Origin of the sequence: Paenibacillus massiliensis subsp. panacisoli DSM 21345 (genome assembly GCF_000426545.1) — a bacterium.
GTDB lineage: Bacteria > Bacillota > Bacilli > Paenibacillales > Paenibacillaceae > Paenibacillus > Paenibacillus panacisoli.
The window spans coordinates 77,504-92,955 of the sequence record NZ_AUFO01000018.1 but is presented as its reverse complement, the minus strand read 5'-3'; the positions used below and the strand labels follow the sequence as shown (position 1 = coordinate 92,955).

Here is a 15,452-nt window from a genome sequence, read left to right as displayed (position 1 = left end):
AATCCCTAGTAGAAACCTTGACTGGCTTAAGTGCCTTTCAAGGTTTCTTTTTGTCTGTCATAAATGCGTATATGATTCACATAATCGTCTGCAGTCTGCAGGCGGCGTAAGCTACGGCTATAACGCGGAATATACGGACCTCCGTCACAACAGATGGCAACACGATTCGTTATGTGATTAATCCGAATGCAGCTTTGTCTCAGGTGCTGATGGAGACCGATGCAGACGGGAATCCGCTAGCCTACTATGTATATGGTTTGGGCTTGCTCGGTCGTGAGGATACTAGTGGTAAATACCAGAAGTACCATTATGATCGTCGCAACTGCTTCTTCTCAGGTACCAGGGTACCTACCGACTCTGGTGCTATCGAAGATATCCAGGTAGGAGACAAGGTACTTGCGAAGTCTGACGAAACCGGAGAAGTGGCGTATAAAGAGGTCGTTGGTCTGTTCCAAAAACAGGCTGATGAAATCTATTATGTCCACGTCGGTGATGAAATCATTGAGGTTACGGGTGAGCATCCGTTCTGGTTGGATGGTAGGGGATGGACCTATGTCAAAGACCTAAAAGTTGGCGATCTGCTTCTTTCGAGTGACGGCACCAAGTTGGCGATTGATAAGATTGAGAAAGAGTCACGAGAAGCGACCGTTTACAACTTTGAGGTAGAGGATTATCATTCGTACTTTGTATCTAACCTTGGGATTTGGGTGCATAATTGTGATATTAGCCCTTCGCCACAACAATTATTAGGAATTAAACTTGCTGGAAATATAAGATCTTCTCTTAATGAGAAAGTCCCTCGGGATATTAGATTGGGTCCAGGTTCGAAAAGGCATTTAACAGTAGATGAAAAGAAGATAGCTAATCAGCACATTAACGATTTAATGGTATCTAAGTATGGGGATAACGCAGCAGTTCAAAGACTATCTAATTACAGACCTCATCTTAGAGATGATGGTTGGTGGAGCCTTGATCTTGCAACAGACAATGGAGCTTCTAATATAATGAGACTGCTTTACCGTGAAGTTAATGGTGCTATAGAATGGAAGGTAATTCAAAATCACTAGTTATTAGTTATTGGAAAGGTGAGTGAACGTGTCTAAGGGATTAGCAGAGTTATTATTTAATGCTATGGTAAAGAGCGACCAAGATGAGATCATAATTGCATTATTAAAAACAATTAAGGAACAATATTCTGTAGTTGAGCTAGGTGAGGAGTTGTTTTTACAGTTACAAAAAGCAGTTCCTCATATTAAAGAAAAGAGAACTAGAGCAGCCATAATCGAAACAATGGTTGAATTTCCAGATTTCAATTTCAATTACGAAATATTAGACGAATATCTAACGCTGGTATTTGATTATCAAACCAACAATGAAGATGCTATAAGATGTCTAAAATCTTTTACTGTACAAGACTTATTTAAAGAAGTAATTTTCTTAAGGCTTGCTCAATTCACAGATAAACAAAGAGCGTTAGAGATTTTGGTTGGGGTCGGGGGATCTAATTGGGGAGAGATACCAGCAGAGTATCAACAATTTGGTGACCAAGTCCGTTCAGGAATAAGGATGAGAAATCGCACATTTATTATTTCCCAATTTTTATATTTTGTTCATCCTTTGTGTCGCGAATATTCTTATATTAATCATCTAGCTGCTCATTATCCTACGATGCAGTCAGCAAGAAACGATTGGGCTTGGAGATTGCCAGGCAGTACCGATCATATTATTAATTCGAAAATAGTGACTTCACGGGAAGCAGAGGTGTTTATCAAGTTAGGTCAATTACTACATGAGAAAGTTCATTTAACATCAGTGGTGAAGAAAGGACTCTACTCTGCATTTTTTGAAGGTAAAGACCCAATTGACGTTATTTTTAATTTGCCTCAATGAAATTAAAATGATAGTAAGCTGTGTTAAGACCTTGGGGGCTACAATCTTCAAGGTCTTTCTTTTACCCCTATTCAGTGCCGAATGAATAGGGCGGCTTCGTTCAAGAGAACTTAACCCTCATCACTCCCGTATAATATTCCTCTAATATGCTTCCAGATATTAAGCGATTCATTAACCGTGATGTCGTGACAGGTACGATCTTAGAGCTACTTTATCAAATATTGCGGCCCCAATAATTTAGGTGTTTATACTGCAACAATTACAATTAATGGTCAATCGAAATTTTCAACTTTCTTTCCGGATAACCGGATAGGGTTGATGTCTTAAAGGCTGTTAAGGAAGCATATTCCAGTATACCAAGTCTTAATGGCGCAGGATGGTATACTGGAACTACTGGAAACGGAATGCAAATAAAAATGTGGATTGATGGCCGTGGATTAATAGATACTGCACATCCCATTCGATAATTTACAGAGGATAGAAGATATGAAATATCCAGTTAAAATTAACGACAGTGAAGATGGATACAAGCAAATTAAATTACCTGAAGAAATATCGGCAGTAGAGTACTTGTTATATGACATGGAGTCTTTCAGATCGCCTATATTTTTATCCTACATTGAAAAAGTTCTAAATAAAGAGAGCGAACTCGAAGCAATAGGAGGCAACATTTGTAGCTTGGAAATAATGAAAGATACAACCAAGGTTATTAATAATTTTGTGACTGAGGGGATGCAAGTTGAATGTGAAATCGAAACGGCTGAATTAAAAGCAATAATCAAGTTATGGGTAGAAGAGAATAAAGATGTCCTAGATTAGCATGTTAGCCTAAGACTACACTTATTGAGAAGAGAAGAACTTTTATCGTGATATAGAGAATTCAGAGAAATACAGAAGAACAACACACATTTCCCATAACATGCATAGACTAATCAGAGAGCTAGACGCATTCACCATGCCCGGAGTGAAAGGAATGGGAAGGGAATCTATGGAATCTATCAACGAAGGAATGGTATTCACGAACCAGCTCCCGGCTTATGCTAGCTACAAAATCGTGGACTGGACCTACGGAACTCCACGCATTTGGAATGGGAATTCAGTCAAGGCTGGAGATTGGGAAGTTCTGTTCGATTGCCGATGGTGCCAACATCATGCTTGGTGGTGAGCATCGTGTGGATTGGGTGACACCTATCCTTTTAATGCGATCTTCAAGGATGCCAGTGGGTATACAGGTCATCCACCCGAGCAGATCAGGTAATTGCTTGCCATCCAGTGGTGGGATTGGGATATGGTTAAGATCAAAGACAACTGGAGCTTGCTGCTCGCCAATGACATCCAGGAATTTATAGAGCGACATATCGAATAACAAGAAACGGGCCAAGGTGCTCGTTTTTTTCATTAGACATGAACGCGATCCTACAAAAGACCATGAGTGCATGATCCTAAAAATCCGGTAAATCAACGCCAAACCCAGAGCTGTAGTGAGCAGGATGCATGGTTAAGGGTGTAGAATATGTGGTGTGAGGCTCATGAAGTAGAATATGTGAAGTTCGCTGTGGTGCGGTGTAGGATTAGAGCATGTTCAGTAAAAGGAGGTGAGTACTGTGGATGATCAGCTAATGAACCCTTATGAAGAACGCGTTCGACAGCTTCTTGATCACATCCTGCCCGGTGCGTATGACAGGCTTGAGACGATTGAAAACCTCCCGAGTCAGACCGGTCTGGGTCTACTGGAGATACTCATAGAATTCGCTTGTCAGAGCTCCAATATCAGCTCTATTCTAATTGCGCGTGATCGAATTAGACAGATCCCTGTTAAGTGGCTGTTGACCTATGCCCCTGATGTAATCCACAAGCGGGTATGCTTTGATGATGAATGGGAGTACCGCAGGTTGCTAGAGCTGGCCCGAGAGAGCCTGCCACAGCTCCTGGATGGCTTCATTAAGCGAGGATTGTCCTCAGACAATGATGAGGTTCAGGAGGCGGCGAACGATTTTCTGGTTACAGGGAGTTAGAATTGCTGTTGCGAGAAGGCGAGAGTGATCAGGAGGAATACGAGCTTGGATGATTGGTGTGAAGCAGTGGAGCGAGGCAAGGTGCGAGGATATGAGGAATACAAGTTGCTCCTTGGAGAGCGGTACATATATCAATATGCGATGAAGAAGGTAGGGAATATATACTTAACCTATTGCTTCCACATCCCGGAGTCCAAAATTCAGGTGATGGAGGATTATGACACGGAGGAGATTCAGGAATTCGAACAAATCGAGCAGGCCATTAGTCATCTGGAGTCCAGGGGCGCTGTCGTGAACCAGTTCACAGCCATAAAAGGAGTGCTGCCATTCTGAGAAAATAAGGATTGGAGATGACTCCGTTAAGTATGGTAACATATGGAGATGACAGCTGTTATTTGGCGTATATGGTTCAATAGATGATCATTTTATAATGAAAGGCTGGGGCATAATGAATACACCCTTAAATCAAACCTGGGATTTGGAGTCAATTTTCAAAGGAGGCTCTACCTCAGCGGACTTCACCGCTTACCTGGATACACTTGAAGCGGATGCCCGCAAGCTACTGCAGGATGTAAAGGTAGCTAAGGTGCCTCAGACCGTACTGGATACGGAGGAGCTTGATTCCATTCTGGAGCTGCTGCAGAATTGTGTTGCACGTGCCTCTGAAGCATCCTCCTTCGTCGGTTGCCTCTCGGCACAGGATCAGCATGACAAGGAGGCTGTTCGTCTTAGTGCGCGCATGAATGCACTCTTTGCCCTGCTCCAGACGGCTACCACCCTGTACCACAACATTCTCGGTCAGACTGGAGACAAGGTATGGGAACGCTGGATGCAGCGTGACAAGATCGCTCCCCTAAGCTTTGTATTAACTGAGAGTCGTGAGGCCTCCAGAGAGAAGATGAGCCCTGAGCTGGAGAGTCTGGCACTGGACCTGGCTATTGACGGTTACCATGGCTGGGGTAGCTTCTATGATACGATTGTGAGTAAGGTGAGCGTTCCGATTAAGGATGACAATGGTGAAATCGTAGCAATGTCAGCAGGTCAGGCGGCGAACAAGCTGCATCATCAGGACCGTGCAGTACGAGAAGAGGTATTCCAGAGCTGGGAGAAGGCTTGGGAGGATGTAGCCGATTACTGTGCGGATACGTTAAATCACCTCGGTGGCTTCCGTCTGAAGCTGTATGAGAATCGCGGCTGGGAGGATATTCTCAAGGAACCTCTCGATATTAACCGGATGTCACGTGAGACATTGGACATGATGTGGAGCGTAATTAACGAGACCAAGCCGGTCCTTGTAAAATATCTGGAGCGCAAGGCGAAGCTGCTTGGAGTCGAGCGCTTAAGCTGGCATGATGTCGAGGCTCCTGTAGGCGAAGCGAGCGACAAGATTAGCTATGACGAGGCTGCTGTAGACATCGTGCAACAATTCCGTAAATTCAGTCCGAAAATGGCTGATTTTGCTGAAATGGCATTCGACAAAAGCTGGATTGAAGCTGAGGATCGTCCTGGCAAGCGTCCGGGCGGATTCTGTACTTCGCTTCCTGTGAGCAAGGAGACAAGAATTTTCATGACCTATGCAGGTACAGCCTCGAACGTGTCTACGTTGGCTCATGAGCTGGGACATGGCTACCATCAGCACGTGATGGATGAGCTGCCTGTACTGAATCAAAATTATGCGATGAATGTGGCTGAGACAGCATCTACCCTGGCTGAACTGATTGTATCGGATGCTTTGGTGGAGAGTGCAACAGATGAACAGGCTCGCATAGCGCTGCTGGAGGACAAGATTCAACGGTCTGTGGCGTTCTTCATGAATATTCACGCTCGTTTCTTGTTCGAGACACGCTTCTACGAGCAACGCAAATCTGGTCTGCTGACCGCTCAACAGCTATCAGAGCTGATGAATGAAGCGCAGAAAGAAGCATTCTGCGACGTGCTTGCCGAGACACATCCGCATTTCTGGGCTTCGAAGCTACATTTCTATATTACAGACGTGCCGTTCTACAACTTCCCGTATACGTTCGGTTACATGTTCAGCGCCGGAATCTACGCTCATGCACAGCACACAGGTACTGGCTTTGCTGATCAGTACGATGAGCTGCTGCGTGATACAGGTCGGATGAAAGTGGAAGACCTTGCGAAGAAGCATTTGCAGACAGACCTGACACAGCCTGATTTCTGGCGTGGTGCAGCCGAATTGGCCGTTAAGGATATCGAGACGTTCCTGACTTTGACGGATTCCTCTGTATCCTGAGGACCTCTTAGGTCTCTTCTAAACATTACGTGCTGCGCTGCGGGCGAGGAGCATACGGTCCAGTGAAGAAAATGGTTGGATACGTGCTCCTTTCGTAGCTGAATGTGCATAGTAGTCTAACCTTCTACACCCGAATGATGCATCAAGTACGATGATTCGACAAAATGCTGATAGCCCATCCGAACAACGGATGGGCTTTTTGATATCGAGTTGACGCACAAATTGTCGATTTAAATGGTTATTAATTTTCCAGTAAGGCTGGAATGTATGAATGCGTTAACTTTGTAGGGATTTTAACCCATTTATGTTGGATATCGTTGAAAGAAGCTATATATTTTCATATAATTGAGCCGTAAGACCTAATTTTTACCATCGAATTAGGAATTAAATAAGCCGAAAGGAGGAGGTGGGATGAAAATAGAGCAACTGTCACTTCCTAGACAACTGGATATGGTGTTTAAAGAATTGGATGAGGAGCTGTCAGGATTGACATCTGGTATCGTGTTTGTGCAGATTCGCAATAATGTGATTGGCAAATTCGGAATCAAGCATCATCCAATTGGTTGTCGAACAGATGAGCTGGATGCTGCCTTGTCAGGATTAACAGCTCAGCAGCGTACAACGTTTCGGAGTCTGGCCCTTGATGCCTTAAAGCTGAAGCGTAGCTGGACCCATGGGGAGATCTCGTACGAGTTCGCAGTAATGCAAGGTAAGATTGTAGTAGACACAACGCTGGAGTCCAACTATAACATGGCTAATCTGATGATTCGTTATCCCAGAAATACATATTCAGGAGCGAATTCGGAATCATCTTAATCATAGGCAGCCATCCAGATCAGCATTGTGCAAGTATTAAAAGGTATTAAAGGTTATATTACTCAAAGAAGCGGCCTCCTTAGGAGACCGCTTAGCTGTATTTCTGCACTATTCTTATTTGCCTTGTCCTGACAATTGCTGCTCGGCGATTTGTACCAGCTTCTTGGTGATATAACCACCCAGGGAGCCTGCTTCACGGGAAGGCATGTTACCGTAATAGCCGTCTGCTGGAATCGTAATCCCCAGCTCTTGTGCAGCCTCGTATTTCAGCTGCTGCAGAGATGCATTGGCTTGAGGTACGATAAGATTATTACTACGGTTACGTCTGCCTTGTTGTTGTGTAGATCCGTACATCGTTGTCACCTCCTTCGGCTTTGGTAAGGATAGTATGTGACATCATTATGAATCTATTCGCCGAAGGAGAGGTTATTAGGAAGGTAATTTATGGTTGCAAAATCTGAATGCTGGAGGTCAGTCGAACAGTCTCACCAGGAGTAATACGAATGAGACCCGTGAAATCATCCGGCTTGCTCAGATTAGGAGCATCTGGTAGCCAGGTATAAGGCTCAATGCATAGATACTGCTCACATTCACCTTTGGTATACAGCACCCAGTGCTTGAAGTAGCTCTCATCCACCGTATAACGAACTGTATAACCATCATTCCGGACCAGATTCGCCACAGCAGGCCCCGGAGCAGCTCGAAGAGCTGTGTCCAGATTCGTACCTTGCAGCGGGAGTGCATCTGCGAGACAAGCCAGATTCCCGAGCTCCTGGAGCTCGCCGGTAGGAAGCAACTGCTCATCCAGACCGTAGAGACCGCTGACGGGTAGCTGGAGTTGCCAACGTTCAGGCTGACCGTCAAGCAAGAACCAGGTATGGTAACCTATGCCGAAAGGAGCGTTATGCTCCCCTAAGTTAGTGACCTCCAGTGTCTGAGTGAACATGTTCCCCTGTAGTCGATAGCTCATCTGCAGCCGCAGAGGAACCGGGAATTGCTCAAGCCAATGCGGATCATTTGCCGTCAGCAATTCCGACGTCAATGTACATCCATCTTCGTCTTCTTCAATGTCGGTTACGCACCAGGCTTGCTTGCGATGAAGCCCGTGAATATGATTGTGATTATCGGTATTTTGATCGAATTGATATGCAATTCCTTCATAAGTGAAGCGGCCTTGACGAATGCGTCCTGGAGGAACAAGCAGTGGAACGCCGAAATGGTAGGGCTTCTGTTGAAATAAGGACAAATCCTGTTCTTCAGGTCTACGTACAACCTCGCGTCCACTGAGGGTATCCAGAACAGAGATGGCCTGATTTCCCAGCCGCGGCAGTACCGTGACTTCCAGCTCTTCGCTATGTAAGACGTACGTGTCGTAACCATTCCAATGTCCTTTGGTCACTTGTTTCATATCCATGCTCCTTTGTTCACTTTTGATCGGATAATGATTGCAATATACATTCCTATGATAACATGTTATTTGACATTCAGGTGAACTGGAATTATCATACTGTTAAGTAAAAGAGACAGTCAAATGCTACTGTCCTGCATATTGCTGAATACGATGACAAGGAAGAGTAAGCAATCCAGACTCTCTACAGAAAGCCGATGGTTGATGTGAATCGGCGGGAGAGGAATGCCGAATGGACCTTGGAGTTTCCGACAGAACCCAAGCATACGATGCTTGTTAGTATGAAGGAACGGCTGTTCCCCGTTACAGGAACCTGAAGGCTGGTCTTCTATTCTTGGTGATTTCCGTGCTGTTCAACAGAACAGCTCTCGGGTCATGGTCAGAGACAGCGAATTAGGGTGGTACCACGGTTTCGCGTCCCTTGGGGATGTGGGGCCTTTTTTGCGTTCGCTAGAGAGACTCAGTGGAATTGCAGATCATATCGGAAATAGGAGGAATGTAATTATGAAAACAGTGCTCTCAGGTATTCAGCCCAGCGGTCAACTGACCCTTGGCAACTACATCGGCGCTATGAAGAATTTTGTGGCCTTACAGCATGAGCATCAGTGTTACTTCATGGTTGTGGACTTGCACGCCATTACTGTCCAGCAGGAGCCAGCCAAGCTGCGCGAGCAATCAGAGGCTGTAGCTGCGTTGTATCTGGCTGCTGGCATCGACCCAGTGAAATCCAGTGTGTTCATCCAATCCCATGTGCCACAGCATGCAGAGCTCGGATGGATTCTGACGACGTTAACTAATATGGGTGAGCTGGAGCGGATGACGCAGTTCAAGGACAAGTCGGAAGGGAAGGAATCCGTCGGTGCGGGACTCTTCGTATACCCTGCGCTGATGGCTGCCGATATTCTGATCTATAATGCGGATCTCGTACCCGTAGGCGAGGATCAAAAGCAGCACCTGGAGCTGACCCGTGATCTGGCAGGACGTTTTAATCACAGATTCGGGGAGTTCTTTACCATTCCAGAGCCTTATATTCCTGAGGTGGGGGCTAGAATCATGTCACTGGATGATGGCTCGAAGAAAATGAGTAAGAGCAATCCTAACCCAGGCAGCTATATTGCATTGCTGGATGAGCCGTCCGTCATTCGTAAGAAAATCAGTCGGGCAACTACAGATTCGGGAAGCGAAGTACGCTATGATCCTGCCAACAAGCCAGAGGTCAGCAATCTGATGAGTATTTATAGTCAATGCTCTGGATTGACGCTATCCGAGGTGGAGAGAAGATTCGAGGGGCAGATGTATGGTGCCTTCAAAAAAGAGCTTGCCGAGGCCGTGCTCAGCGTCATCGAGCCACTGCAACAGCGTTATCGAGACATTCGTGAATCCGGGGAGTTGACTCGTGTTCTCTCCCAATCCGCTGAAAGAGCGCAGGAGGCAGCTGAGCGTACTTTGACTGAGGTAAGGCATCGGATGGGCTTTTTGCCTAGATAAAGGTAGCTCGTCTCTGTGGACCAAGCTTATTTATACACTAAGCTTCTATGTATTAAGGTGCATAACTGCATCTTATGTATTGGATACACCAAAAAGAGGGGCCCTTATGGGCTCCTCTTGTTGGCTATGGATGCAGCATGGCTGAGCAAATAGATCTTGTACAAAAAAAGCGGTTACCCTAACCATATCACTCAAGCACACTATTAAAGCTTGCCGCGGCCTGCACCCATAGGAGGCGTGGTACTAGGCTCGATTGCGCTTGGCTTTGACGACGAAGCCCCAGCCAATATTTCCTACAGACAGCAACCCAAGCAGAAGAGCCAGCCAGATCGAATGGCTGATCGCAACAGCGGAAGCGGTCAATAGTACGATGGAAGAAGCTGCGAACCACATGGATAGAGACTTACTCATGGCAAAAACCTCCATAATTGAATATGATCATTTCAGGAATAAGCAACCGGGTCTGAGCCATACTAAGCTTGCAAGCTTGCAAGGAACTTCATTCACAAGACTGAAAGGAGATTCAAATATGGCAGGACGTAATCGTTCAAACAATCTGGTTGTTCAACAAGCTAACAGTGCCATTCAGCAATTGAAATATGAGGCTGCGCAGGAGCTTGGAATTACAATTCCAGCAGACGGCTACTATGGCAACATGCCATCTCGTGAAGCTGGCTCCCTGGGTGGATATATTACCAAAAAGCTGGTACAGCAGGCAGAAGCTTCGCTGGCAGGTACTTCAGCAGGCCAGACAGGACTGTAAGACTCGACTTTCAGCAATACCTGCATGAATGAAAGTCCGGAGCGTAAGTGCTCCGGCTTTTTCTCGTCATGGCTAGACGGAATTTAACCGTTTCCTTTATTTTTTAAGTATTCCTTCTTGTATTGTGAATCAAACGCTACTATTTCGTCAAGAGTACGCTTACATAATAACAACTGGAATTGGACGTTTGTGCCTCTGTCGAGCGGAAGTATTTCAAAAATTTAAGGCATGAGTGTCAGTTATCGTGTCACTCATGCCCATTATTCAGGTTGGAACTGTAACGGATGCTCTAATAGCGTTCCTTGCCAACTGCAATATTGTGGATTCGTTAGAGTATAACCAAAAGACTGTCTAGTTCATGTGAGGGGACAGTCTTTTTTGCATTTTCTCGTCACTTAGCCAGCCGACATAGGTGTGAAGTGTCTCGAAGTTGCGATCCATAGCAATGACTGCTACGAACGGATACTGCTTTCGGTGCCGATAACGAACATCGGTCCAACGAACAATATATCCCCAAGCAAATTCTTCTACATTAGCCACGGCATACGAGGAGAAATACAAGAAGGAACGAATGTCACTGTGCTGGGTGGAGACTTCCACAGCTGCGTGCGTAGAGGACTTGGCGCGTCGATTCCAGTTCAGCTCACCGTTCTCATAGATGCCGAGCTCATAGCTACCATTACGTGATGCCTTCACGACATGCCATTTGCTCCAGGACATCGTTGGAATTAGAGAATAGGTGTCTCCCTCCTTGTAACCAGCATCCAGCTGCTGTACTCGCTGCCTCCCCAGCCGATGACTCCACACTCTCCATATATAATAGAAGATGAGCAGTCCATATAGCGCCGTGAACAGAGGGGCAGGTGGCAATAATTGCAGTGCCCAAAGTACAATTGCGACGACATGACTTCCGAAGATGAATGGGTCAAAAATATGAATGATGTCCCAGGAAATCCATTTACGGCTGAAGGGACGCAGAGCCTGTGTACCATAGGTGTTGAATAAATCGGTGAAGACATGCACACATACGGCGATCCCAGTCCACAGGGCTACGTGCCATATGGCGGCTTCTCTGAACAGTAACATAATCAATGCCGTAATCAGGAACGTCCATATGGCCAGAAAGGGAAGAGAGTGAGATAATCCGCGGTGATTGCGTATATAGGCTGCATTCCCCCTCATTCTTAGTACGGTATCGAAATCGGGCGCCTGCGATCCGAGCACAGTAGCGAGCATAACAGCTCCAGCAGTGACGGGATCGGCTGCAACTACTGGATCAATATAGGCAAGACCTGCCAGACCGAAGCCAATGGCAAAATGTGTTGCTGTATCCACACGACAACAGCTCCTTTTCATGTCTCTAAAATTGGAAATGTACGATCTTTGTCAAACTCTTTGGCAAATAATTGTGATAAAATTTATATCGGAGGCAGAAAACCTCCGTTTTTTTCTGACTGATAATGAAGGGGGCATGATCCAACGTGAATAATATACAATATAAGACTCAATCGGACGCTGCCGCAGTTACAGTAGGTCGTAAGCCACCTGGTGCTGAGGCAGGTACCTGGAAGGATTTTATTACAGTTACCAAGCCTGGTATCCTTCGTACCAATATGGTTGCAGCCTTCGGTGGATTTTGGCTGGCTTCCGGCTGGAACGTCGACTACATGAAAATGCTTTTTACACTAATCGGAACCGCACTTATTATGGCTTCCTCCTGCGTGTTTAACAACTATTTTGACCGTGAGCTGGATATGAAGATGGAGCGCACACGCAAGCGTTCATTACCAACAGGCCGTCTCAAGCCGACTACCGTGCTGATCTACGCAATTACTTTGGGAATTGTAGGCCTATCCGTCTTGTTGTTGCTATCCGGGCCTCTGGCTGGTTTACTGGGTATGCTAGGTATGTTCGTGTACGTAGTAATCTATACCCTATGGCTTAAACGTACCTCGACATGGAGTACATCCATTGGAGGCATCTCTGGTGCTATGCCGCCAGTCATCGGTTACGTAGCTGCTTCTGGTCAGATTGACCTAGGTGCATGGTTGCTGTTTGCTCTGTTGTTCTTGTGGCAACCCCCTCACTTCTGGGCTCTTGCCATCCGAAGAGTGGAGGAGTACCGTGCCGCAGGCTTCCCGCTACTGCCAGTGGTCAAAGGCATTGAGCGCACCAAGTGGCAGACGCTTCCTTACATTATACTACTGATTCCTGTACCCATTCTGATGTATGTGTACAACTATACCGGCCTTGTATTCATGATTGCGACCTTGCTTTTATCCCTGCTATGGCTGTATTTTGCTCTGAAGGGCTTCAAAGCAAAGGACACGGATGCATGGGCCAAAAAAGTATTCTTCTTCTCCATTAACTACTTGACGATTAGCTTCCTGTTGATGATCTTCGATACTGTGCATAAGTAATTGTGAGCTGTCATCGTTATGACCGTCATTCATTTCTCATCATCAAATACGTGATATGAACTCCGCAGCCTTGCGGAGTTTTTTTGTATTTAGAAGAAATTAATCCAGCACCGCTGGATAGACGATAAATTCATCCAAGCCAGCTTTTTCAAGCTGTGCAATGACATACTCATCAGGTGTGCCTTCGACACCGGCATAGCCTCTTCGGGTATACATATGCATGGCATCGGGAAAAGAGTCGCTTAGCACACCACGGATTTTTTTGCCTGAGCTGTCATTATCCAGAAAGAGATAGACCTCGTCATGTCGTGCTTCCTTTCGAAGATGCTCCAGCTTGACCGTATTCAGTGTGCCAAATGTACAGAGAATGGTTACCTCGGGCGTTAGCAGGCGTCTAAGCTTGCTGCGGTCATTTTTGCCTTCCACAATGATGGTTACTGACAATGGATTCACCTCTAATCGCTAGGCGTAGGATATGAATTCCCCGGGAAATGATGAGGGCTCAGGTCTAGTGTAGCAATAATGACAAATAAGATGCAAAAAGCAGCAAAAGAAAAATATCTATCGACGTACTTTCACAGGAGACAAACCACGTTGGGATGAGGTTTTTCTTTGCGAACATCGAATTGTTCAGCTCCATTGAAAGCTAATAACGCTCAAACCTATATTGGATTATCTAAAAAAAGAACCGCGAACTCCACTGGAGCTCCCGGTCCCTTTTGCTATTGACTCAATTTGAATTCAATTCGAATCGGAGTAGATTAGATCCAGAAAGTACGCAGAATGATGACCAGCAACACATACAATACCAGAATTGTTCCTGTAGATGTCCAGACACCGCCGTACATTGGACCACAAGGGTTACAGTTACTCATGTGCTGTACCTCGCTTTCGTGGGGATTTCTTATGTTTTAAGTTGTTTGCTGACTACAATGTATGATATGTGCCCCAGGGACAGATCTCCTGTGCATTCGCCTTATATCGTATAAATAGGCGACTGGCTCAGATAGTTCAGGAGCCAGTCGTGGAGAGTGGAGGTACAGGGGTAGGGCGGCGCAAGGGCAGAAAGAGCAGGCCACAAGTCATGATCAGAAAGGCTAGGAAGAAAGGCGAGTGTTGATCACGAAGCTGACCCGCCACGACCGGTCCAATGAAGGAGCCAACAGATACAACAATGGAATGCAGGGCGAAGATTCTGCCAAGACGGTTGCCACCCAACCGAATGAACAAAGCAGCCATGGCTGGAAAGATGATTCCTTTGGCTGTGCCAAGTACGAACAAGACTGGAACCAACGAGCTATCGGGGAAGGCTGCCATATAAAAGAAACAAAGCGCCATCAGAAGCATGCCGCTAACTAATCTGAGCAAGGGAGAATAGTTATTCAGGAATAGCATGCTTAACGTAACCAGGCCGCCCAGACTAATGACCGAGAACAGAAGCCCTGTTGACAGGATGGATTCAGTCCCTGCATTACGGAGCGGAAGCTCATAGAATAAGATTCCTTGAGCACAGGCGATAACTAACGGCAGAAGAAAGTATCGCCAATTCGGTAGTGGGGTATCTGTGTCCTTCTCCTGCGCAAGTGTCGTATGTACCTGTGAGGATTTGGGCAGGGTGAAATAAGCCATGATCCCGGTAAGGATCAGAATGATGCCAAGCGAGCTGAAGGTGCTCTGAAAGCCAAGGCTGGCTACTATAAATGCTCCGGCAGCTGGTGAGATGACGGAAGCAAGGGTGTGTATGACACCGTGACCAGACATATATTTTCCTTGGGTGACAGGATCGTCAGATAGACGGGCCAATAGTGTCATACAGGCGGGAGACAAGAAAGCCAGTACAAAACCACTGCATGCACGGAGCACCAGCAGCTCCCAAGGGGAGTTGACAAATGCCTGTAGCACCAAAATAAAGCCTGCTGCTGTCAAGCTGAACATAATATATCTTCGGCTGCCGTGGCGATCGACACCTGGCCCTGCGAGCAGATTACCAGGAAGATGTGTCAGGGAGTAGATACCCATCATCCAGCCAATGAAGGTAGGGGCGGCTCCCAAGGAAATGGCAAAGGGAGTAAGAATCGGGTATTGGGCATGCAGATCGAAGAAGGCGATGAACAGGAACAGATACAACCACAAGGCAGTTTTCACTCAGGTTTCCACTCCTTTGTACGGGCTCTTTGTAGAGCCTACTCCACTTGGGACAGACATAGACCTTTTTTTGAAATATTACGGCACGTCTATCTTGTTATCGGGGGTGAAATGTCTACCATCTCCTCGTGCTATATTCCTTTGAAAGTGCCATGCGAGGGCAAGCTGACAGGGAAATAGTGAATCATGTATAATGATAGAGTGCATGAGGCTTGCTAGCCTTGTGGAATATTTGCTAAGCTGAAGCGGGAGT

General features: G+C 46.1%; 17 protein-coding genes and 1 other annotated feature. Of the genes, 10 read left to right on the top strand and 7 right to left on the bottom strand.

Annotation, left to right across the window (positions count from 1 at the left end; genetic code table 11):
• Positions 1–173: 173 nt before the first annotated feature.
• The 3 genes from K331_RS33040 (at position 174) to K331_RS0115415 (ending at position 2,709) form a co-directional block, all read left to right on the top strand.
• On the top strand, positions 174–1,067 hold the full coding sequence (locus K331_RS33040) for a polymorphic toxin-type HINT domain-containing protein (RefSeq protein WP_318842591.1): 894 nt from the start codon (positions 174–176) through the stop codon (positions 1,065–1,067).
• Between the two features lie 28 nt (positions 1,068–1,095).
• Positions 1,096–1,890 carry a hypothetical protein gene (locus K331_RS0115420; RefSeq protein ID WP_036635028.1) on the top strand — a complete coding sequence of 265 codons (795 nt, stop codon included), beginning with the start codon at positions 1,096–1,098 and terminating at the stop codon, positions 1,888–1,890.
• Between the two features lie 486 nt (positions 1,891–2,376).
• Complete coding sequence (locus K331_RS0115415) at positions 2,377–2,709, top strand: hypothetical protein (RefSeq protein WP_036635026.1); 333 nt, start codon at positions 2,377–2,379, stop codon at positions 2,707–2,709.
• Between the two features lie 277 nt (positions 2,710–2,986).
• On the opposite strand, the gene K331_RS31920 is transcribed toward K331_RS0115415, so the two are convergent.
• On the bottom strand, positions 2,987–3,289 hold the full coding sequence (locus K331_RS31920) for a hypothetical protein (RefSeq protein ID WP_028590991.1): 303 nt from the start codon (positions 3,287–3,289) through the stop codon (positions 2,987–2,989).
• 205 nt (positions 3,290–3,494) lie between these two features.
• Here K331_RS31920 and K331_RS0115405 point away from each other — a divergent pair, with 205 nt between their 5' ends.
• The 4 genes from K331_RS0115405 to K331_RS0115390 all read left to right on the top strand — a co-directional run bounded on the left by K331_RS0115405 (position 3,495) and on the right by K331_RS0115390 (position 6,975).
• A complete protein-coding gene (locus K331_RS0115405; protein ID WP_028590990.1) occupies positions 3,495–3,905 on the top strand; it encodes a hypothetical protein in 411 nt (136 codons plus the stop codon).
• 45 nt (positions 3,906–3,950) lie between these two features.
• Positions 3,951–4,238 carry a hypothetical protein gene (locus K331_RS0115400; RefSeq protein ID WP_028590989.1) on the top strand — a complete coding sequence of 96 codons (288 nt, stop codon included), beginning with the start codon at positions 3,951–3,953 and terminating at the stop codon, positions 4,236–4,238.
• A gap of 115 nt (positions 4,239–4,353) precedes the next feature.
• Positions 4,354–6,159 (top strand): M3 family oligoendopeptidase, encoded by a 1,806-nt coding sequence (locus K331_RS0115395; RefSeq protein ID WP_028590988.1) that lies wholly within the window; start codon positions 4,354–4,356, stop codon positions 6,157–6,159.
• A 411-nt stretch (positions 6,160–6,570) separates the two neighbouring features.
• Positions 6,571–6,975: a hypothetical protein gene (locus K331_RS0115390; protein WP_018885634.1), complete on the top strand. Its 405-nt coding sequence runs from the start codon at positions 6,571–6,573 to the stop codon at positions 6,973–6,975.
• Positions 6,976–7,089: 114 nt separating this feature from the next.
• On the opposite strand, the gene K331_RS0115385 is transcribed toward K331_RS0115390, so the two are convergent.
• Positions 7,090–7,329: an alpha/beta-type small acid-soluble spore protein gene (locus K331_RS0115385; protein ID WP_018885633.1), complete on the bottom strand. Its 240-nt coding sequence runs from the start codon at positions 7,327–7,329 to the stop codon at positions 7,090–7,092.
• A gap of 88 nt (positions 7,330–7,417) precedes the next feature.
• Positions 7,418–8,383, bottom strand: a complete 966-nt coding sequence (locus K331_RS0115380; RefSeq protein WP_028590987.1) for an aldose 1-epimerase — start codon at positions 8,381–8,383, stop codon at positions 7,418–7,420.
• 144 nt (positions 8,384–8,527) lie between these two features.
• Positions 8,528–8,808, top strand: a binding site (T-box leader).
• Between the two features lie 79 nt (positions 8,809–8,887).
• On the opposite strand from K331_RS0115380, the gene trpS reads away from it, so the two are divergent.
• Complete coding sequence (trpS, locus tag K331_RS0115370) at positions 8,888–9,871, top strand: tryptophan--tRNA ligase (protein WP_028590986.1); 984 nt, start codon at positions 8,888–8,890, stop codon at positions 9,869–9,871.
• 243 nt (positions 9,872–10,114) lie between these two features.
• Here the strand turns inward: trpS and K331_RS32230 are convergent, their stop codons facing one another.
• On the bottom strand, positions 10,115–10,282 hold the full coding sequence (locus K331_RS32230) for a hypothetical protein (protein ID WP_018885629.1): 168 nt from the start codon (positions 10,280–10,282) through the stop codon (positions 10,115–10,117).
• Positions 10,283–10,400: 118 nt separating this feature from the next.
• On the opposite strand from K331_RS32230, the gene K331_RS0115360 reads away from it, so the two are divergent.
• Positions 10,401–10,634, top strand: coding sequence for an alpha/beta-type small acid-soluble spore protein (locus tag K331_RS0115360; protein ID WP_025680214.1), 234 nt, complete (start codon positions 10,401–10,403; stop codon positions 10,632–10,634).
• 351 nt (positions 10,635–10,985) lie between these two features.
• Here the strand turns inward: K331_RS0115360 and K331_RS0115355 are convergent, their stop codons facing one another.
• Entirely contained in the window at positions 10,986–11,969 is a 984-nt protein-coding gene (locus tag K331_RS0115355; protein ID WP_025680213.1) for a metal-dependent hydrolase, read from the bottom strand.
• A gap of 146 nt (positions 11,970–12,115) precedes the next feature.
• Here K331_RS0115355 and cyoE point away from each other — a divergent pair, with 146 nt between their 5' ends.
• A complete protein-coding gene (cyoE, locus tag K331_RS0115350) occupies positions 12,116–13,054 on the top strand; it encodes a heme o synthase (RefSeq protein ID WP_028590985.1) in 939 nt (312 codons plus the stop codon).
• Positions 13,055–13,153: 99 nt separating this feature from the next.
• On the opposite strand, the gene K331_RS0115345 is transcribed toward cyoE, so the two are convergent.
• Together K331_RS0115345 and K331_RS0115340 are read right to left on the bottom strand one after the other, a co-directional pair.
• A complete protein-coding gene (locus K331_RS0115345; protein ID WP_025680211.1) occupies positions 13,154–13,498 on the bottom strand; it encodes a toprim domain-containing protein in 345 nt (114 codons plus the stop codon).
• Positions 13,499–14,065: 567 nt separating this feature from the next.
• Complete coding sequence (locus K331_RS0115340; protein ID WP_028590984.1) at positions 14,066–15,199, bottom strand: MFS transporter; 1,134 nt, start codon at positions 15,197–15,199, stop codon at positions 14,066–14,068.
• Positions 15,200–15,452: the final 253 nt, after the last annotated feature.